A 20,459-nucleotide genomic window follows, 5' to 3' on the forward strand; every position below is an offset into this window, starting at 1 on the left:
CTGTGAATGATAGTGTAAATCATTCCTAATAATACTAATCAGCGCACCCCTGCGCGGGGATGCGCACAATGTTTTGCGCATTCGGAGAAGCCGGCCATGTCAACGCCACCTTTCAAGCGCCATTATCTCGGCGCCCTAGTCACTCTCGCTCTGTCAGGCGCTGCCCTGCCCAGCGTCGTTCAGGCTCAGATGAGCGAGGCCAACGCTCCCCTGCCGACGGACCCGGCCGTGGTGCAGGAGCTGTCCGCTGTCGAGGTGCTTGGCACCGCGGAAGAGGAAGTCAAAGAATCGCTGGGCGTTTCGGTGATCACGGCCGAAGAAATCCAACGTCGCCCGCCGACCAACGATCTCTCCGACATCATCCGCCGCGAACCCGGCGTGAACTTGACGGGAAACAGTGCTAGTGGCGCGCGTGGCAATAGCCGTCAGATCGACATCCGCGGCATGGGTCCGGAAAACACCCTGATCCTGATCGACGGCAAGCCGGTCGAATCGCGCAACGCCGTGCGCTATGGCTGGAACGGCGATCGCGACACGCGTGGCGACACCAACTGGGTGCCGGCCGAGGAAGTCGAACGTATCGAAGTCATCCGCGGCCCGGCCGCTGCCCGCTATGGTTCGGGCGCGATGGGAGGTGTGGTCAACATCATCACCAAGCAGCCCACGGACAAGACGACGGCATCGGCGACGTACTACATCAATCAGCCTGAAAACAGCAAGGAAGGCAACACCAACCGGGTCAACGCACGTTTGTCCACGCCAATCACCGATACGGTGAGCATGCGCGTGTACGCAAACTACAACAAGACGAATCCTGACGATCGCAACATTAACGCCGATCACGCGACAGTCGATGCGAATGGCGTGGCCAACACGTCCGGCCGCGAAGGTGTCATCAACCAAGACTTGAACGCGCTGTTCGCCTGGCGTCCGACGACCCGCGACACGTTCGAGTTCGAGGCAGGCTTTAGCCGTCAAGGCAACCTTTACGCCGGCGACACGATGAACAACGTAAACAGTGCGTTCTCGGATAGCCTCTACGGCAAAGAAACCAACGCGATGTATCGCGAGAGCTTTGGCGTCACGCACCGCGGTAACTACGATTGGGGTACGTCGCGCACGGAACTGTCGTACGACTACACGCGCAACTCGCGTCAGGCAGAGGGTCTCGCCGGCGGCCCGGAAGGCGCCCCGACCGATCTCGGCCGCGATACCGCGCGCCTGCGCACGCTGCGTGGCGCAAGCGAAGTCAGCGTGCCGTTCACGCTGGGCCTGCAGCAAGTGGCCACCGTGGGTATCGAATACCTGCATGAGTCGCTGGATGATCCGTCGTCGCTGCGTCAAACCTATACGGGTGGCACGATTCCCGGCACGGCGACGGGCGACCGTCCGACCAAGACCTCACAAGACAGCTACGCGCTCTTTGTCGAGGACAATATCCAAGCCGGCATGCGCACCATCGTGACGCCGGGGCTGCGTTATGACCACAACAGCGAATTCGGCGGCAACTTCAGCCCGAGCCTGAACACCTCGTATAAAGTCACCGACACGCTGCGCCTGAAAGGCGGTATCGCGCGCGCCTACAAGGCGCCCAACCTGTATCAATCGAACCCGAACTATCTGCTGTATAGCCGCGGTAATGGTTGCTCGGTCGCCGAAGCGAACTCCAACGGCTGCTACCTGGTGGGTAGTTCGGATCTGAAGCCCGAAATCAGCGTCAATAAGGAAATCGGCTTCGAGTATGACCCGGGTACGTGGAAAACCAGCGTCGCGTATTTCCGCAACGATTACAAAAACAAAATCGTCGCGGATACCGAGTATCTGTACCGTTTGAACAATGGCGCTCGCGTGCTGCAATGGTCCAACAGCGGCAAGGCCGTGGTCGAAGGCTTGGAAGGCAACCTCTTCGTGCCTCTGACCCCGACGTTGGACTGGAACACCAACTTCACTTACATGCTGCAAAGCAAGAGTAAGGATACGGGCGAGCCGCTGAGCGTGATTCCTCAGTACACGATCAACAGCACGCTTGATTGGTTCTACACGCCCGAATGGTCGTTCCAAGCCAACCTGACCTACTACGGCAAGCAGAAAGGACCGAAGACCAATATGCGTACCGGTGAAACGCTGGAAGGCAACGGCCGTCAAACCGTCAGCCCCTATGCATTGGTGGGTCTGAGCGTGGGCTACGAGCCCAACAACAACCTGCGTTTCCGCGTGGGCGTGAGCAACCTGTTCGACAAGAAGCTCTATCGTGAAGGCAACGCCAGCAGCGCAGGCGCGGCGACCTACAACGAACCGGGTCGCGCTTACTATGCCACGATGACTGTGACGTACTAAGCCGTACTCAGCATGGAAAATCGCCAGGGCCGTGATTGACGGGTCCTGGCGATTCTTTTTGCGAGGCCCCGAAGGGCGTTATCTTTGGTTCGTTGGCGCCTTAGCCAAAACGGCCCGTGATGTAGTCCTCGGTCTCTTTACGCGCGGGTTTGACAAAGATCTGGTCGGTCTCGCCAAACTCCATCAACTCGCCCAAGTACATATACGCGGTGTAGTCGGAACAGCGCGCCGCCTGCTGCATGTTGTGGGTCACGATGACGACCGTGTAGTCATTCTTTAACTCGGCGATCAGCTCCTCGATCTTCGCGGTCGATATCGGATCGAGCGCCGAGCAGGGTTCATCCAGCAGCAGCACCTCCGGCTTGATCGCCACGCCGCGGGCGATGCACAAGCGTTGCTGTTGCCCGCCCGACAAGCTGTTGCCGTTCTGGTGTAGCTTGTCCTTGACCTCGTTCCACAATGCGGCCTTGGTCAAGGCCCATTCCACGCGTTCTTCCATCTCGCCTTTAGAGAGGCGCTCGAACAGCTTCACACCGAAGGCGATGTTGTCATAGATGCTCATCGGAAAGGGCGTGGGCTTCTGGAACACCATGCCGACCTTGGCGCGGATGAGCGAAATATCCATCTTCGAGGTCAACAGATCTTCACCGTCGAGCAAGATCTCGCCCTCTGCGCGCTGACCGGGATAGAGTTCGAACATGCGATTAAAGGTGCGCAGCAGCGTCGACTTGCCGCAGCCGGACGGGCCGATGAACGCGGTGACCTTATTCTTGCGAACGGAGAGATTCACGTTGCGTAACGCATGGAACTTGCCATAGTAGAAGTTGAGATTCTTGACCTCCAGCTTAGGCCGGGCGTCGGGGGTCGTTGTTTTAGCATCGACCAGTACCGTATTTTGCATAGCGTTTTTTCCTGATGCCGCGCGCTCAGACGCGCCGCAGGGCGATCACGATTTCCGAAACAGGCTGCGCGCGAGGATATTGATCCCCAGCACCAGCAAGGTAATAAGCGTCGCGCCAGCCCAAGCCAAGTTGTTCCAGTCTTTGAAAGGACTGGCGGCATATTGATAGATGACGACGGGCAGATTCGACATAGGGGCGTTCATGTCCCATGACATGAATTGATTCGATAGCGCGGTGAATAGCAGCGGCGCGGTCTCGCCGGAAATGCGCGCGATCGCCAGCAGGATGCCGGTGATGATGCCGCTCTTGGCCGCGCGATAACACACCATGGTGATCATGCGCCACTTCGGGCATCCGAGCGCGGCGGCGGCTTCGCGCAAGCTGTTGGGCACTAGCAACAGCATGTTGTCGGTGGTGCGCACCACCACCGGCACCACCAGGATGGACAAGGCCAGCGCGCCCGCCCATCCGGAATAATGGCCGACCTGCGCCACATACACGGCATAGATGAACAACCCGATAATGATGGACGGCGCGGAGAGCAACACGTCGTTCAGGAATCGCGTCGCGGGCGCGAGCCAGCCGCGCTGGCCGTATTCCGCCAAATAGGTCCCGGCCAGCACCCCGATCGGCGTACCGATCAAGGTCCCCACGCCGGCCATCAACAGACTGCCCACGATGGCGTTGATCAGGCCACCATCCTGACCGGGCGGCGGCGTGATTTCGGTAAAGAGGCTCCACGACAAGGCTGGCGCGCCTTTCAACAGCAGGGTCAGGATGATCCAGAACAGCCAGAACAAACCGAACACCAACGTGGCCAGTGAAAGCGTCAACATAACTTTGTTGACCAGGCGCCGTCGCCGATAGATGCCGTTATTTGTGTTGATATTGTCGAACATGTGTTGTCCCCGGGGCTATCAGGTCTTTTTGCCTTCGTTAGCTGTCGCTCTGGAGAGCAGCACCTTTGACAGCGCGAGCACAACCGTGGTGATGAGGAACAGAATCAGGCCGAGTTCCAACAGCGCGGATTTTTGGATTCCGCCCGCCTCGTTGAATTCGTTGGCGAGCGCCGAAGCAATCGAATTGCCCGGCGAAAACAACGAGCCCGGGAACTGAAACGCATTGCCGATCACGAAAGTCACCGCCATGGTTTCGCCCAGTGCGCGCCCGAGGCCCAGCATGATGCCGCCGATCACGCCCGTCTTGGTATAGGGCAACACCACGCGCCACATCACTTCCCAGGTCGTGCTGCCCAGGCCGTAGGCAGACTCTTTAAGTAGCGTAGGCACCAACTCGAACACATCGCGCATCACCGCAGCGATGAACGGGATAATCATGATCGACAGAATAAGCCCGGCCGTAAAAATCCCGATCCCAAACGGCGGGCCGGCAAACAGCTCGCCCACGACAGGCAGACTACCCAACACCGAAATCAATGACGGTTGTACGTACTGCTGGAAGATCGGCACAAAGACAAACAGGCCCCACATCCCGTAAATGATCGATGGAATCGCGGCCAGCATCTCAATCGCGGTGCCGAGCGGCCGGCGCAACCACGCGGGAGCCAACTCGGTCAGAAAAATCGCGATGCCAAACGACACGGGCACCGCAATGACGAGCGCGATGGCCGAGGTCAATAGCGTGCCCACGATGGGCACCACCGCACCATAGCTCTGCTGTACCGGATCCCAATCGTTATGCCACAGAAACGCCAGGCCGTATTTGGACAAGGTTTCCCGGCTGCCATAGACCAGCGACAACATAATTGCCGCCAGCAATAGGAACACCAGGAACGCAAACAGCCGCGTAGCGTGCTTGAACAGCGCATCCAGTAGCGCGTGATTATTTGACTTCATAGGCGAACGCTAGGTGGTGGCGGCTGCTTGATGACCTTAGGTTTACTTCCAGACGGGCTTGCCATCGGCGGACTTAATTTCGCCCCATGCGTCACGGATCTGCGCCGTCACGTTATCGGGCAGCGGCACGTAGTCCAAGGCTTGCGCGGCCGGCGCGCCATTCTTGAAGGCCCAGTCAAAGAACTCGAGCACCGCGCGAGCCTGCTCAGGTTTGTCCTGCACCTTGTGCATGAGGATAAAGGTGGCCGCGGTCACGGGCCAGGATTTGGCGCCCGGCTCGTTGGTCAGCACCACACCCATGCCAGGCGCGGCCTTCCAGTCGGCGTTAGCCGCCGCGGCGGCAAAAGCGCCCTGATCCGGCTGCACGAATTGCCCGTCCTGGTTTTGCAACTGCGTCCATGCCAGCTTGTTCTGCTTGGCGTACGCGTATTCGACATAGCCGATCGAGTTTTTCAGCTGACCCACGTAAGCGGCGACACCCTCGTTGCCCTTGCCACCGTGGCCCGTCGGCCATTTAACGGCTTTGCCTTCACCGACCTTTTCCTTCCACTCTGGCGAGACCTTGGAGAGATAGTTCGTCCAGCCGAATGTGGTGCCCGATCCATCCGAGCGATGCACCACGATGATGTCGGTCGAAGGCAGCTTCAGACCGGCGTTCAGAGCCTTGATGGCATCGTCGTCCCACTTCTTGATTTTGCCGAGGAAGATATCGGCGAGCACGGGGCCCGACAGCTTTAGTTGGCCCGGCTCGATGCCGTCGACGTTAATGACGGGCACCGTGCCGCCTATCACGGCGGGGAATTGCAACAGGCCGCTCTTTTCGAGGTCGTCGGCCTTGAGGGGATCGTCAGAGGCGCCGAAATCGACGGTTTTGGCCTTGATCTGCTGCTGGCCGCCGCCAGAGCCGATGGACTGATAATTGACGGCCACACCGGTGGCGGCTTTGTAATCGGACGCCCACTTGGCGTAGACAGGGTACGGGAACGAAGCGCCCGCGCCAGTGACATTGGCAGCCTGCGCCGCGAATACGGCGCCGCCCAGGGCCACGCCGACGGTAATCTGCTTCAGTACACGCTTGAACATGGAGTTCCTTCTGTGCTTGTTGAGGAGGTCGCGGCGGGCGTTTTTCGCTCGCTCCGCTCATCGACAGCACGCATCTTAAAAGGCCAACATGACAAGTCTGTGACAGTTGCTGATCACGCGTCAGGCCACGCTATTTCAAACGCTCCATGAGATGTTCGTGCAGATTGAACGGCGCACGGTGATTACGCGCGGGCGCATAGGTGCCATCGGGCCGCTGATCCCAGGCGAGCTGGTTGTCGCGCCAGGCAAAGGTAAAGGCCTCTTCGATCACGCGTTTCTTGGCGTGCTTATCGCGTATGGGAAATGCGATTTCCACGCGGCGAAAGAAATTTCGGTCCATCCAATCGGCCGATGACAAATAAACGGTTTCCGCGCCATCCGCATAGAAATAAAAGACGCGCGAATGCTCCAGAAAACGCCCGACGATAGAGCGCACGCGGATGTTTTCTGATAGCCCTGGCACCCCTGCCCGCAGCGCACAGACGCCACGCACAACCAGGTCGATCTTCACGCCAGCCTGGCTGGCGTGGTAGAGCTCGGTGATGATGCGCTCCTCGAGCAAGGCGTTCATCTTGGCCATGATCTTGGCGGGGCGCCCTTCCTGAGCCGCGCGTGTCTCGGCCTGGATCAACGCCATCATGGTTTCGTGCATGGTGAAGGGCGACTGCACCAGCGCCTTCAGCTTGCGGCGCGCGCCGAGCCCGGTGAGCTGGCCAAAAACCTTGTCCATGTCCTCGCACAGATCCGGGTCGGCGGTCAGCAGGCCAAAATCCGTATATAGACGCGCGGTGCGGGGGTGATAGTTGCCTGTACCCAGATGCGCGTAGCGCCGTAGCTTGCCTTTTTCCCGGCGCAGGACCACGGCCATTTTGGCGTGCGTTTTATGCGCGACCACGCCGTACACGACGTGCGCGCCCACCTCCTCCAGACGCGCCGCCCAATTGATGTTGGTCTGTTCGTCAAAGCGCGCCATCAGTTCAACCACGACGGTGACCTCCTTGCCAGCGCGCGCGGCCGCCAGCAGGATTTTCATGAGTTCCGAATCCTCGCCGGTGCGATAGATCGTCTGCTTGATCGCCATCACGTCCGGATCCAGTGCGGCGGCAGTCAGAAAATCGATAACGGGCTGGAAGGACTGGTACGGGTGATGCAGCAGCCGGTCGGCTTTGGCGATGGCGGCAAACAGGTCAGCCGGCTTGTCCGCCACGCGATCCAGCGGCGGCGGAACCGAGCCGTGATGGGGGGTGTAGAGCAGGTCGGGCCGGCTACCCACCTCGCACAGCTGTATCAGGCGCGACAAATTCACCGGCCCATGTACGCGATAAGTGTCGTTGGCCGTGAGCGAGAACTCGTCCTGTAAGTAGGCCTCGAGTTCGGGCGGGGTGAGGCGATCGATTTCCAGCCGCACCGATGCGCCAAAATTGCGCTGCGAGAGTTCGCCCTGCAAGGCCAGCCGCAGGTTGGTGACTTCTTCTTCATCGACAAAGAGATCGCTGTTGCGCGTGACGCGCCATTGATAACAGCCCAGCATTTCCAAGCCGGGAAACAGCTCGCCCACGAAGGCGCGCAGCAGCGAGGTCAGCAGGATGTAGCCATCGGGCTTGCCCGAAATCTCGGGCGGCATCTTGATCAGCCGTGGCAACGCGCGCGGCGCTTGCACGATCGCAATAGACGCTTGACGCCCGAACGCATCGGCCCCGGACAGCGCGACGATAAAGTTCAGGCTCTTGTTATAGACCCGAGGAAACGGATGCGCCGGATCCAGCCCGATGGGAGTCAGCAGCGGCATCACATCGTTGGTGAAGAGCTCGTAGGCCCACTGCTGCTGCGCCGCGTTCCATTCCGAAGCATGCAGCAGCGCGATGCCCTCGGCATCAAGGCGCGGCAGGATGTCGTCATTGAGCAGCTGATACTGGCGCTCCACCAGTGCGTGCACCTTTTCCTGCACCCGTACAAACACCTCGGCCGGCGTACGGCCGTCGGGGCCGACCATGCCAGGATTCTGGCGGATCTTTTCCTTCAAGCTGGAGACGCGGATCTCGAAAAACTCGTCGAGGTTGGAGCTGACGATACAGACATAGCGCAGGCGCTCTAGGAGCGGGACTTCGGGATTTTCCGCCATCGCCAGCACCCGTTCATTGAATTTCAACAGCGACAGCTCACGATTCAAAAATGGGGAATCGACCTTCGATGCGGACATACCGAGTTCCATTACTAGGGCGCAGAGGCTGCGGTTTTACTGGGTTGACGTGACTGTTCCGTGACAGTGTGGCGAAACCCCATAGCCTACGCCAATTCCGCACACTCTGGCGCGATCGGTGGTGCGGCGCCACAAGGGTTCCCTATAATTGACGCTCTACTAGCCCTCCTCTTTTCCCGCATGGATCACCTTCTGGCCGCCGTGGACATCGGCTCCAACAGCTTTCGCCTATCCGTCGCACGGGTGGTTCAACATGAAGGCGAGCCGCAGCTGTACCCCGTCGACCGTCTAAAGGAGACCGTCCGCCTGGCGGCTGGTCTGGACGAGAATAACGTCCTGAGCCAGGACGCGATCGATCGCGCCATCGCGGTGTTGGGACGATTCGGCGAGCGCTTGCATAGCTTTATTCCTAGCCGTGTGCGGGCGGTGGCGACCAATACGTTCCGCGTGGCGCGCAATACGCCCGAGTTCTTGCCGCGGGCCGAGGCGGCCCTGGGGTTTCCGATTGAGGTAATCGCCGGGCGCGAGGAAGCGCGGCTGATTTATCTGGGTGTGGTGCATTCGCTGCCGGCCTCCGACAACAAGCGTCTGGTCATCGACATCGGCGGCGGCTCGACCGAAGTTGTCATCGGCAAGGGTCTGGAGCCCGGTCTGATGACCTCGTTGCACATGGGCTGCTTGACCTACAGCCGCCAGTTTTTCGCAGACGGGGTAATCACGGCCGAACGCATGCGGCAGGCCGAGATGATGGCGCGCCGCGAAGCCGAGGTGATCTCGAAAACCTACCGCCGAACCGGTTGGAAGGAAGCCTTCGGCTCCTCGGGCACGGCCAAAGCGCTCTACGCGATCCTGACCGAATGCGGCTTCTCGGATCGCGGCATCACGCGCGCGGGGATGAACAAGCTCAAGGAACGCATCATCCGTTCGGGCCGTGTGATTCCCTCGGAACTGCCCGGGATCAAGCTGGAACGCGCGGCGGTGTTGCCGGGCGGATTGGCGATCATGGGTGCGCTATTCGACGAGCTGGGCATCGAGCAGATGGACACCGGTGATGGCGCGCTACGCGTGGGCGTACTGCATGACTTGCTTGGGCGCGACGTCGCGAAAGACACCCGCGATCAATCGGTGCGCCAGTTCATGAAACGCTACCACGTGGACATGAATCAGGCGCAGCGCGTGCGGCAGGCGGCGCTAAAGTTCTTCGACACCATCTACGAGCCGGGCGATAAGCACGCCGAACTGCGCAATGCCCTGGCCTGGACCGCCGATCTGCACGAAGTCGGACTGTCGATCGCGCATGGCGCCTATCACAAGCACACGGCGTATGTGCTGGCGAACGCGGACATGCCCGGTTTCTCGCAAGCGGATCAGGAGTTGCTTGCGCTTTTGGCCCTGGGCCACCAAGGCAAGCTGACCAAATTGGAATCGATGGTGCGCCACCGCAGTCAATGGGTGGCGATTCTCTGCCTGCGCCTGTCGGTACTACTGATGCGTCGTCGCGCCGACATTGCGCAATTACCGTTGAGCGTGACGGTGGATGGAAAGCGCTTCGTCGTTCACGTCAACCAGATGTGGCTGGCCAAACATCCGCTTAGCGAATACACCCTACGCAGCGAAGAAGCCGAATGGGGCAAGGTCGGCTTTACCTTTGAAGTGCGGGAGCTTTAAGCCAGGCCGGCCGACGTGCCTGGCTCGCGGCCTCTCACGCCGATGCAGGAGCCACGACAGGGCGTTCAGCGTGGATGGCTCACGCGACATCCAGCCCGAAATGACGCCGGTATCGGCGGTTCATCTGCGTCATATCCAGCAATACCGGAAAATCGGCGGCGTTGAAATCCGGATCCCAAGCGGGCTCGCCGCAGATACGGGCGCCCAGATTCAGATAGCCCTTGATAAGCGGGGGGACGCGCCCGGGCAAGGTGCTATTGAGCCGTTCCACCGGATAACGGAATAGCGGCTGGATACGCGGCAACGTCGGATCCTGCAGGTGGCTCGCCACATTACGCCAGACCTCGGCGACCGTCACGCCATCGTCTCGCAAACTGACGCTCGCGCAGCCCAGCATATAGCGATAGCCGCCGCGCCGCATGAATTCGGACAGCCCGGACCACAACAACATGATGACCGCGCCATTGCGAAAATCCGCATGCGTGCAGGAACGGCCGACTTCCACCAGATCATGGCGCAACGCCGCGAGCCCGGACAGATCGAACTCGGATTCGGAATAATAGCCACCGGCCTCGCGTGCCTTTTCCGGCGTCAGGATGCGATATCCCCCCACTACCCGGCCGGTATCCAGCTCACGCACCATCAAGTGTTCACACCAGGGATCGTAGCGGTCCTGGTCCAAGCCCTCGTTTTCCTCGGGGAACACCACGCCCATGTCTTCGGTGAACACGGTAAAACGCAGGCGCTGAATCTCTTCGATTTCTTCGGCCGTGCGGGCGAGGCCAACCACATAAACCGGCGCGGACGATCCAGCCCACTGTGCTGCGCCCTTGCGGGCGTCCACACGTCCTAACTCAAGCATCGCACAAGACTCCTTACCATCGAGACAGTGTGCAGGCGGGATATGTCAGGCTTCTGACGCAAATATGGCATGACTGTGAGTGTACGCCCGCCCAGCGGTCGCTATCCGGGCGGAAATATGGAATGACGTTGAAGGTGTTTGCATAAACGAGGGGCCGGTCCTGTTGCAGGAACCAGCCCCTGACTGCACAAGCCGGTCCGCTCAGCCCAGGCTGGCCGCCAGCTTCTCGGCGCATGACGTCGCCAATGCGGCGTCCTCGGCCTCGACCATCAAACGCAACTTCGGCTCGGTACCGGACGCGCGAATGAGTACCCGGCCACGTCCCGCGAGTTCCTTTTCGACCTCGCGTTGCGCCGTCACGAGCCCATCATGAGAGGACCAGTCCTTGCCCGGCGTCCAGGGCACGTTGATCATTTTCTGCGGGTACATGCGCAGCTCGCGCACCCATGCAGCGAGGCTCTCGCCGCTGCGACGCATGGCGGTCAACACCTGCAGCGCGGCAATGATGCCGTCGCCGGTGGTGTGACGATCCAGGCAAAGCAAATGGCCCGAGCTCTCACCGCCAAACAACCAGCCGCGCGCCTGCATACGCTCCATCACGTAGCGGTCGCCGACCTTGGCACGCTCGAAACCCACGCCCAGGCGCTGCATTTCCAATTCAAAGCCGTAGTTGGTCATCAGCGTGCCCACCACGCCTTCGACCGGTCCTTGCGTCATGCGGTCGCGCACGATGGCGTACAAGAGTTCGTCACCGTTGTAGATCCGGCCGTCGCCGTCGACCATCTGCAGACGGTCGGCGTCGCCGTCGAGCGCAATACCGAGGTCGGCGCCGCGTTCCTTGACGACTTTGGCCAAGGACTCGGGGTGTAGCGCGCCCACGCCCTCGTTGATATTGAAACCATCGGGCGACACGCCAATGGCATGCACATCGGCCCCGAGTTCACGGAACACATGCGGCGCGACGTTGTACGCCGCGCCATGGGCGGCATCGACAACGATCTTCAGACCGTTCAAATCCAATTCGTGGGGGAACGTGCTCTTGCAGAACTCGATATAACGCCCTTGCACATCCTGCATGCGGCGCGCGCGTCCCAGGGCTTCGGAAGTCACGCAGCCCAGCGGTTCATCAAGGGCGGCTTCGATTTCAGATTCGATCTCGTCGGGCAGTTTCATACCCTGAGACGAGAAGAACTTGATGCCGTTGTCCTGATAGGGATTATGCGAGGCGCTGATGACGATACCCGCCACCAGGCGCAGCGCGCGTGTCAGATACGCGATGGCGGGCGTGGGCAGCGGCCCAGCCAGCAATACGTCAACGCCCGCGGCGGACAATCCGGCTTCCAGCGCCGATTCCAGCATATAGCCCGAGATCCGCGTGTCTTTGCCGATGACCACCTGGGGCCGGCCTGTGCCGCGCGCACCATAGTGACGCATCAGCACGCGCCCTGCCGCAAAACCCAGATGCAGCGCGAAGGCGGCATTGATGACTTCGCCACCGACTTCCCCACGGACGCCGTCCGTTCCAAAATACTTGCGCTGACTCATGCTCGAATAGCTCCTTGATCGGCTGCTTCCCAGACTTTTAACGCATCGACGGTAGGCGCGACGTCATGCACGCGCACAATCGCTGCCCCGCGCGCGACGCACGCCAACGCCCCGGCGACGCTGCCGGCAAGCCGGTCGCCGACGGGTTTGCCCGTCGCATCGCCAATCATGCGTTTGCGTGAAAGTCCTGTCAGGAGGGGGTAACCGGTAAGACACAGGTCGGAAAGACCGTGCAGTAATTGATAGTTGTGGTCGGCGGTCTTGCCAAAGCCGAAGCCAGGATCCAGAACGATGCGCCGCGCATCGACCGAGGCGGCTTGCAACTGCGCCACGCGCGCGACCAGAAAATCGTGGATCTCGCCCATCAGGTCGTCATATTCCGGCGCGAGCTGCATCGTGCCCGGCTCGCCTTTCATGTGCATCACACATAATCCGCAACGCGAATCGGCGACGGCCTCGATCGCGCCCGGCTGGCGGAACCCGTAGATGTCGTTGATCATGTCGGCGCCCGCATCCAGCACCGCGCGCATGACCTCAGGCTTGAAGGTATCGACCGACAGAGGAACGCCACAGTCGCGCAGCGCCTCGATCACGGGCAACAAACGCGCCAATTCGGCTTGCGCGGGAACCGGCTCGGCCCCGGGCCGGGTGGACTCGCCACCCAGATCCAGTATGTGCGCGCCCTCTTCGATCAGCCTATGCGCGTGACGCACGGCCGCGTCGGTGTCGGCATGCTGCCCGCCATCAGAGAACGAGTCGGGCGTGATGTTCACGATACCCATGACGAGCGGGCGCTCGAGACTCAGCTCAAAGCGCCCGCACAGAAGAGTGTCAACCATAGGAAAACACGCAGGGAACAGAACTTACACGGCAGCCGGCGAGCTGCTGCCCGTCGCCACACCAGCCGAGGGCGGCGGGGTGTCGGTACCGTCGGCGGGCCCTTGCGGGACCTTCGGCGGACGCGGCGGCCGACCGGAGGTGATGTCTTCGATCTGATCCGCGTCGATGGTTTCCCATTCGAGCAGAGCGGCTGTCATCGCTTCGACCATATCGCGATGGTCTTCGAGGATCTTGCGCGCGACGCCATACTGCTCGTCAATAATGCGACGGATTTCGTTGTCGACCTTCTGCATCGTGGCTTCGGACATATGCGTGGTTTTCGTCACGCTACGGCCGAGGAACACCTCGCCTTCGTTTTCGGCATAAACCATGGGACCCAGCTCATCGGTCATCCCGTAACGGGTCACGATGTCGCGGGCGATGGCGGTAGCGCGTTCGAAGTCGTTCGAGGCGCCGGTCGTCATCTGGTTCATGAAGATTTCTTCGGCGATGCGGCCACCGAACAACACGGCGATGGTGTTCAGCAGGCGTTCCTTATCCATGCTGTAGCGATCGCTTTCGGGCAGTTGCATCGTCACGCCCAGCGCACGGCCACGCGGGATGATGGTGACTTTGTGCACGGGGTCCGTCTTGGGCAGCATGCGCGCGACGATGGCATGACCGGATTCGTGGTACGCGGTGTTCTTGCGTTCCTCTTCGGGCATGACGATCGAGCGACGCTCGGCGCCCATGATGATCTTGTCCTTGGCTTTCTCGAAGTCCGTCATATCGACGGTGCGGCCATTGCGGCGCGCGGCAAAGAGCGCGGCCTCGTTAACCAGGTTAGCCAAATCCGCACCCGAGAAGCCCGGGGTGCCACGCGCCAGGATGCTGGCATCGACGTTGGTCGCCAGAGGCACCTTGCGCATATGCACGCGCAAAATCTGCTCGCGGCCACGGATGTCCGGCAGCGGCACCACGACTTGACGGTCGAAACGGCCCGGACGCAACAGCGCCGGATCCAGCACGTCGGGACGGTTGGTGGCGGCGATCACGATCACGCCCTGGCCGGACTCAAAGCCGTCCATTTCCACCAGCATCTGGTTCAAGGTCTGTTCGCGTTCGTCGTTACCACCGCCCAGACCCGCGCCACGTTGGCGGCCCACGGCGTCGATTTCGTCGATAAAGATGATGCAAGGCGCATGCTTTTTCGCATTCTCGAACATGTCGCGAACACGGGCGGCGCCCACCCCGACGAACATTTCCACGAAGTCGGAACCGGAGATACTGAAAAACGGCACCTTGGCTTCGCCGGCGATGGCCTTGGCCAGCAGCGTCTTACCGGTACCGGGCGAACCGACCATCAGCACGCCACGGGGAATGCGGCCGCCCAGCTTTTGGAATTTGCTGGGGTCACGCAGGAAATCGACCAGTTCCTGGACGTCTTCCTTGGCCTCGTCGCAACCGGCCACGTCGGCGAAGGTGATCTGGTTGGTGTTCTCGTCCAGCATGCGCGCGCGGGATTTGCCGAAGCTGAATGCGCCGCCCTTGCCGCCTCCCTGCATCTGTCGCATGAAGAACACCCAGACGCCGATTAACAGCAGCATGGGGAACCAGGAGACGAAAATGCTCATCAACAGCGACGGTTCTTCGCGCGCCTTGCCCGAGACGTCCACGCCGTACTTCAGCAGATCGGAAACCATCCAGATGTCGCCCGGCGACGTCAGGCTATAGGACCGCCCTGTATCCGGCGTGACATACAAGACGTCGCCCTGCACGTCGACTTTGCGAATACGGCCTGCCTTGGCATCATCCATGAACTGGGTGTAGCTCACGCCGTCTTGCGATTGCGTACGCCCATCGAACTGTTTGAATACCGTGAACAGGACCAGTGCGATCACCATCCAGACCGCGACTTTAGAAAAAGAGTTGTTCAAAGGTCGATCTCCCGCTTTTGATTCCGACCGGCAACCGCGCCCCCGCGTATATGGCACAGTCACAAGTATGTCAATAGTTCATTCTACCCTGTCGGGACCAATTACGCCTGGCGATCCGAAACGCGCTGGGTGAATCACCGCTAATAATTACAACTTCAGATCACGCGCGACCAAAAAGGTTTCGGAGGACTTATCCCGCGAGGCTTTAGGTTTACGCTCGACCACCCGTTTGAAGCGCTGTTTGAAGCTTTGCACAATTTGCGAAAATCCGCTGCCGTGAAAGGCTTTGACAATCAACGCCCCATCGGGCTTGAGATGGTTGCACGCAAATTCCATCGCCAGCTCGCATACGTGTTGAATGCGGGCTGAATCGGCGCTACCCACGCCTGATAGATTGGGGGCCATGTCGGAAATCACAAGGTCGACAGGCTTGCCGCCCACCAACTGTTGCAATTGTTCCAAGACCTCGTCTTCACGAAAATCGCCCTGGATAAATTCCACCCCGGCGATGGGTTCCATGGGAAGCAGATCCAGCGCGATAATACGACCATCGACCACACCCCCGGGGCCGGCCAGACGCTCGCGTGCGACTTGCGACCAACTGCCCGGCGCCGAGCCCAGATCCACCACGATATCCCCGCGGCGCAATAGTTTCTCGGTATCGACGATCTCGATGAGTTTAAAGGCGGCGCGCGCCCGGTAACCCTTTTGTTGCGCCATCTTCACATAAGGGTCGTTGATGTGCTGGTGAATCCAGTCTTTAGAGAATTTCTTTTTGGCCATTACCGTACAATTCCACGCATGCCTATATTAGAACTCACCTCACGCGAGCGCAGCGAGTTGCGCTCGGCCGCCCACCCGCTCCACCCGGTCGTCCTGATCGGCGACAACGGGCTGACCGACGCGGTCCTGAAAGAAATCGACCGCGCCCTGACGTCGCATGGGCTGATCAAGGTACGCGCCGGCGGTAGCGACCGCGACGAGCGCGAGGCCATGCTGGCGACGATCTGCGACACGCTGTCGTGCGCGGCCGTCCACCACCTGGGTAAGATCCTGATTTTGTTCCGCCCGCTGCCCGGTAATGTAACAGCCTCCGAGCCGACCGAGAGCACACCGTTGCGCCGCAAGCCTTCCGAGCCGCATACGCCCAAGAAGCTCGCGGCCGAAGGCAAGACCTTGTCCAAGCGACGCGCCCCGGCTCGCAAGCCTGCCGCCGCCGAGCCGCCTGCCAAATCGTTCAGCCGCCGTGACCTCAACGACGCCGGCCGTCCCGCGCGCCCGACGACCAAGAAAACCCCGGCCCACGGCATCCCGCGCCGTTCCGGCAGCGCGTTGAGCCTGCGCGCCGGCGCGCGCGGCCTGCGTGCCTCGGCGGGTCGCAAGACCACCAAGCGTTAACAACAAAAATAAAGCTGACCTGGCATCAGGTCAGCTTGCGCCGTAGCTTCGCGCCCCTGGCGGGGCGCGTTTTGCTTTCAGGCGTATCAATTAAGCGTAGCGTACGCTCAGGATTTCGTATTCGCGAATGCCCGAGGGCGCCTTGACCTCGACCACATCGGCCTCGGACTTGCCGATCAGGGCGCGTGCGACGGGGCTGGAGACCGAAATCAGATTGGCCTTGATGTCGGCTTCCAGGTCGCCCACGATCTGATAGGTCAGGCGCTCGCCCGACTCCAGGTCCTCGATATCGACCGTTGCGCCAAACACGACGCGGCCTTCGGCATCGAGCTCGGCGGGATTGATGATGTGCGCGTTGGAAAGCGTGCCTTCGAGTTCGGCGATGCGGCCTTCGATAAAGCCCTGGCGTTCACGGGCGGCGTCGTACTCGGCGTTTTCCGACAGATCACCCTGGGCGCGTGCCTCGGCAATGGCGTTGATCACGGCGGGGCGTTCAATGGTTTTCAGCCTGTGCAATTCGGCTTGCAGACGCTCGGCGCCGCGCGCGGTCAGAGGAATGGCAGACATGTCGTTTCCCAAACAAAAAGTGAAAAACGCCCCGAACGGGACGTTTCGGTAAAAAATTGCAATCAGGCATCAGTCAGCGCCGCGCGGGCGGGACGAGCCTATGACAACCACTAAAGATCGATCAGGCGAAAGCGGAATCGAACCCAATGACAACTGGGGGCTTTCGACCTGAGGTTTTGGCTATCCCCTACGCGCAGGTCGGTAGGGCGAAGACCAAAACAAAACCCCGGCTCGGGTTGGAACCGGGGCAAGCAAGGCCTCATTGTGGGGAAATTCCGGCGGAATTGCAAGCCGTTCAGGCACCTGTCATGCGCAGCCCGATCCCCCACCGCCTGGAGTCACGTTTAGATGATGCGACGTGCATTCCGACGCAACAATGCATACAGAATGATGGCGCCGAAGGTAGCGGTTCCGATGCCCCCCAAGGTGAAGTCGCCCAGCTTCACGGTGAAATCGCCCGCGCCCAGTACGAGCGTGACGGCAGCCACGATGAGATTACGGTTATCGCTGAAATCGACCTGGTTGACGACCCAGATACGCGCGCCGGCCACGGCGATCAGGCCAAACACCACCACCGACATGCCGCCCAGCACCGGGCTCGGAATGGTCTGAATCAGCGCGCCGAACTTGGGCGAGAAACCGAGCAGAATGGCAATAAACGCCGCCACCAGGAAAACCAAGGTCGAGTAAATCCGCGTGACTGCCATGACACCGATGTTTTCGGCGTAAGTCGTCACTCCCGTCCCCCCGACGGCGCCCGAGACCATGGTCGCCACACCGTCGCCGATGAACGCGCGCCCCATATAACGGTCGAGGTTCTGGCCGGTCATGGCGCTGACAGCCTTGATATGGCCCAAGTTCTCGGCCACCAGAATAATGGCGACCGGCACGATCAGGCCCATGGCGTCGGCGCGGAATACCGGCGCGGCGAAATGGGGCAAGCCCAGCCAATCCGCGGCGGCAACACCGGAGAAATCGATGGGCTTGCCCATGCCGAGTCCGTTGGCGCAAATCCCGTAGATCACACATGCCAGCAAGAGGCCAATCAGGATCAAAAGACGCTGAATCGTGCCGCGGGTGTAGACCGCGATCGCGCCCACGCACAACACGGTCACTATCGCCATGGCGGTTTCAAAGCCCGATCCGCCCATCGCGCCTTTGACAGCGATAGGCGCGAGATTCAGTCCGATAACGGCCACGACGGCCCCCGTCACCACGGGAGGCATCAGGGCTTCAATCCACGCCGCGCCGCCGCCACCGCGCGAGCTGGCGGCCGCCACGATCAAGCCAATTAGCGCATAAACCAGCCCGCAGGCAATGATGGCGCCCAATGCCACGCCAATGTTTGGATTCGGCCCCGATCCCGCATAGCCAGTAACCGCCACCACGCCGCCAATGAAGGCAAAGCTCGATCCCAGATAACTCGGCACGCGCCCGCCGACAAATAGGAAGAAGATCAGCGTGCCTACACCGGACATCAAGATCGCGACGTTCGGATCAAAGCCCATGAGCAAGGGTGCCAACACGGTGGAGCCGAACATGGCCACCACGTGCTGCACGCCCATCGCGACGTTTTTGGGTCCGGACAATCGGTCTTCCGGGCCTACTACTATGCCTGGCACGGAGTCATCGACCCGTTTCCAACGCGGAAAATAAGAATTCGACATGAAATCGCCTGTGACGAAACAGGATTAATTAATCGGCGGGCGAAGTGTAGGGGTGGGCGCCGGTCTCGGCAATCCGGTGATGCCCGCGGCAACAGGTCTAGGGCTCCTTTTGATGACCCACATCAAAATTTATGATTGGACGAGCAAGGATCGCGTGGCTACTTTGTGCGGACACCCAAAACACAACGGAGACTGACATGTCCAAGATGCGCACTGCCCTCGCGGGGGCTTTGTTGGCGGTGTGTGGCCCGGCGCTGGCTGGCACCGTGACCGTGATTACCTCGTTCCCAAAAGATCTGACCCAGGCGTATAAGTCCGCCTTCGAGAAAGCCAATCCCGGCATTACGCTGGAAATCTTGAACAAGAACACGGTATCGGGCATCGCCTTCGTCAAAGAAACCCCAGAGGGCCAGCGCCCAGAGGTATTCTGGGCAAGCGCACCAGACGCGTTCGAGGTCTTGGGCCGCGACAAGCTGCTGGCCTCGGCCGCCGATGTCGCCAACCCGGAAGTCCCGGACAAGATCGGGAGCTATCCGATCAACGCCCCCGGCGGGATGTACTTGGGACAAGCGCTGGCGGGGTACGGCATCATGTACAACACCCGCTATATCAAGGCGCATAAACTGCCGCCGCCCGCGGAATGGAAAAACCTGCTCGCTCCGGAATGGTTTGGTCATGTCGGGATGACCTCGCCTTCCCGCTCGGGAACCATGCACCTGACCGTCGAGACCATTTTGCAGGGCGAAGGCTGGGACGAGGGTTGGCGCACGTTGATCCGCATGTCCGGCAACGCCAGCCAAATGACGGAACGCTCGTTTGGCGTACCCGATGGCGTCAACAACGGTCAATTCGGCGCCGGGCCGGTGATCGATTTCTTTGGCCTGTCGAGCAAATACTCGAAATTCCCCGTCGAATTCGTCTACCCAACCGAAACGGCCATCGTGCCGGCCAACATCGCATTGATTGCCGGCGCCAAGAACACCGAAGAAGGCAAGAAGTTCATCGCCTTCACGCTGAGCAAGCGCGGCCAGGAACTGTTGCTCGAACCCAAGATCTCGCGCTTGCCGGTACTCCCGTATAAGGACCTGGGCGACAAGATCCCCGACGGCTACCCCGACCCCACCGTTCTGGCCGAGCGCAGCAAGGTGCATTTCGATGCCGAACTGTCGCAGAAGCGTTACTACGTTGTGCAAACGCTTTTCGATCAAACCATCACCTTCCGGCTGAAGGAACTGCAGGCCGCGACCAAGGCGATCTACGACGCCGAACAAAAACTCGGAGACAAAGCGCAATCCGGCAAAGCCGCCGAGTTGCTCGATCAGGCCCGCAAACTGGCATGGTCGCCGTTAATCGACGCCAAGGCCGTTAATGATCCCGAGTTCCTGGCGATCTTCCTACGCGACAAGAAAGACGCCTCCGCGAGCCAGCAAATCTCGCAACTCGAAGGCGAATGGAGCGGTAAAGCGCGCGCCAACTACGAAGAGGCGGTCAAGCTAGCGCGCGAAGCGGCTGCCCTGTAGCACCGCTGTTGCTGTAGAGACGTCACGCGCACACCGCAGCTACGACAGCCGATTAACGGTCACGCCCACGGGCATTGCCCCGTGGGCGCGGACGCATG

At 60.6% G+C, this 20,459-nt stretch carries 16 protein-coding genes; 4 read left to right on the forward strand and 12 right to left on the reverse strand.

All coding sequences use genetic code 11. The features are described 5' to 3' along the window. The first annotated feature begins 96 nt into the window (after nucleotides 1-96). On the forward strand, nucleotides 97-2,337 hold the full coding sequence (locus tag GOQ25_RS08740) for a TonB-dependent siderophore receptor (RefSeq protein ID WP_160350076.1): 2,241 nt from the start codon (nucleotides 97-99) through the stop codon (nucleotides 2,335-2,337). Nucleotides 2,338-2,437: 100 nt separating this feature from the next. On the opposite strand, the gene pstB is transcribed toward GOQ25_RS08740, so the two are convergent. The 5 genes from pstB to ppk1 form a co-directional block, all read right to left on the reverse strand. Beyond that, nucleotides 2,438-3,238 carry a phosphate ABC transporter ATP-binding protein PstB gene (gene pstB, locus GOQ25_RS08745; RefSeq protein WP_160350077.1) on the reverse strand — a complete coding sequence of 267 codons (801 nt, stop codon included), beginning with the start codon at nucleotides 3,236-3,238 and terminating at the stop codon, nucleotides 2,438-2,440. A gap of 45 nt (nucleotides 3,239-3,283) precedes the next feature. Then, a complete protein-coding gene (gene pstA / locus GOQ25_RS08750) occupies nucleotides 3,284-4,138 on the reverse strand; it encodes a phosphate ABC transporter permease PstA (RefSeq protein WP_160350078.1) in 855 nt (284 codons plus the stop codon). Nucleotides 4,139-4,156: 18 nt separating this feature from the next. Next, nucleotides 4,157-5,095, reverse strand: a complete 939-nt coding sequence (pstC, locus tag GOQ25_RS08755) for a phosphate ABC transporter permease subunit PstC (RefSeq protein WP_160350079.1) — start codon at nucleotides 5,093-5,095, stop codon at nucleotides 4,157-4,159. Between the two features lie 42 nt (nucleotides 5,096-5,137). Continuing rightward, a complete protein-coding gene (pstS, locus tag GOQ25_RS08760; RefSeq protein WP_160350080.1) occupies nucleotides 5,138-6,178 on the reverse strand; it encodes a phosphate ABC transporter substrate-binding protein PstS in 1,041 nt (346 codons plus the stop codon). Nucleotides 6,179-6,308: 130 nt separating this feature from the next. After that, nucleotides 6,309-8,378 (reverse strand): polyphosphate kinase 1, encoded by a 2,070-nt coding sequence (gene ppk1, locus GOQ25_RS08765; RefSeq protein WP_160350081.1) that lies wholly within the window; start codon nucleotides 8,376-8,378, stop codon nucleotides 6,309-6,311. A 180-nt stretch (nucleotides 8,379-8,558) separates the two neighbouring features. Between ppk1 and ppx the strand changes: the two genes are divergently transcribed. Then, nucleotides 8,559-10,046, forward strand: coding sequence for an exopolyphosphatase (gene ppx, locus GOQ25_RS08770; RefSeq protein ID WP_160350082.1), 1,488 nt, complete (start codon nucleotides 8,559-8,561; stop codon nucleotides 10,044-10,046). Nucleotides 10,047-10,125: 79 nt separating this feature from the next. On the opposite strand, the gene GOQ25_RS08775 is transcribed toward ppx, so the two are convergent. The 5 genes from GOQ25_RS08775 to GOQ25_RS08795 all read right to left on the reverse strand — a co-directional run bounded on the left by GOQ25_RS08775 (nucleotide 10,126) and on the right by GOQ25_RS08795 (nucleotide 15,992). Then, complete coding sequence (locus tag GOQ25_RS08775) at nucleotides 10,126-10,908, reverse strand: GNAT family N-acetyltransferase (RefSeq protein ID WP_160350083.1); 783 nt, start codon at nucleotides 10,906-10,908, stop codon at nucleotides 10,126-10,128. A 201-nt stretch (nucleotides 10,909-11,109) separates the two neighbouring features. Then, on the reverse strand, nucleotides 11,110-12,453 hold the full coding sequence (glmM, locus tag GOQ25_RS08780) for a phosphoglucosamine mutase (protein WP_160350084.1): 1,344 nt from the start codon (nucleotides 12,451-12,453) through the stop codon (nucleotides 11,110-11,112). Next, nucleotides 12,450-13,292: a dihydropteroate synthase gene (gene folP, locus GOQ25_RS08785; protein WP_160350085.1), complete on the reverse strand. Its 843-nt coding sequence runs from the start codon at nucleotides 13,290-13,292 to the stop codon at nucleotides 12,450-12,452. The genes glmM and folP overlap by 4 nt, the downstream gene beginning before the upstream one ends. Nucleotides 13,293-13,316: 24 nt before the next feature. After that, the gene (gene ftsH / locus GOQ25_RS08790; protein ID WP_160350086.1) at nucleotides 13,317-15,209 is read right to left on the reverse strand and encodes an ATP-dependent zinc metalloprotease FtsH; all 1,893 of its coding nucleotides are present in this window, start codon (nucleotides 15,207-15,209) and stop codon (nucleotides 13,317-13,319) included. 147 nt (nucleotides 15,210-15,356) lie between these two features. Next, the gene (locus GOQ25_RS08795; protein ID WP_160350087.1) at nucleotides 15,357-15,992 is read right to left on the reverse strand and encodes an RlmE family RNA methyltransferase; all 636 of its coding nucleotides are present in this window, start codon (nucleotides 15,990-15,992) and stop codon (nucleotides 15,357-15,359) included. A gap of 18 nt (nucleotides 15,993-16,010) precedes the next feature. On the opposite strand from GOQ25_RS08795, the gene GOQ25_RS08800 reads away from it, so the two are divergent. Then, a complete protein-coding gene (locus GOQ25_RS08800) occupies nucleotides 16,011-16,607 on the forward strand; it encodes a YhbY family RNA-binding protein (protein WP_160350088.1) in 597 nt (198 codons plus the stop codon). 90 nt (nucleotides 16,608-16,697) lie between these two features. Here the strand turns inward: GOQ25_RS08800 and greA are convergent, their stop codons facing one another. Together greA and GOQ25_RS08810 are read right to left on the reverse strand one after the other, a co-directional pair. After that, nucleotides 16,698-17,174: a transcription elongation factor GreA gene (gene greA, locus GOQ25_RS08805; protein ID WP_160350089.1), complete on the reverse strand. Its 477-nt coding sequence runs from the start codon at nucleotides 17,172-17,174 to the stop codon at nucleotides 16,698-16,700. A gap of 344 nt (nucleotides 17,175-17,518) precedes the next feature. After that, nucleotides 17,519-18,841: a solute carrier family 23 protein gene (locus GOQ25_RS08810; RefSeq protein WP_160350090.1), complete on the reverse strand. Its 1,323-nt coding sequence runs from the start codon at nucleotides 18,839-18,841 to the stop codon at nucleotides 17,519-17,521. A gap of 197 nt (nucleotides 18,842-19,038) precedes the next feature. On the opposite strand from GOQ25_RS08810, the gene GOQ25_RS08815 reads away from it, so the two are divergent. Beyond that, nucleotides 19,039-20,361: an ABC transporter substrate-binding protein gene (locus tag GOQ25_RS08815; protein ID WP_160350091.1), complete on the forward strand. Its 1,323-nt coding sequence runs from the start codon at nucleotides 19,039-19,041 to the stop codon at nucleotides 20,359-20,361. Nucleotides 20,362-20,459: the final 98 nt, after the last annotated feature.

The sequence above is a fragment of the Bordetella sp. 15P40C-2 genome, from assembly GCF_009763235.1.
Lineage (GTDB): Bacteria > Pseudomonadota > Gammaproteobacteria > Burkholderiales > Burkholderiaceae_B > Bordetella_A.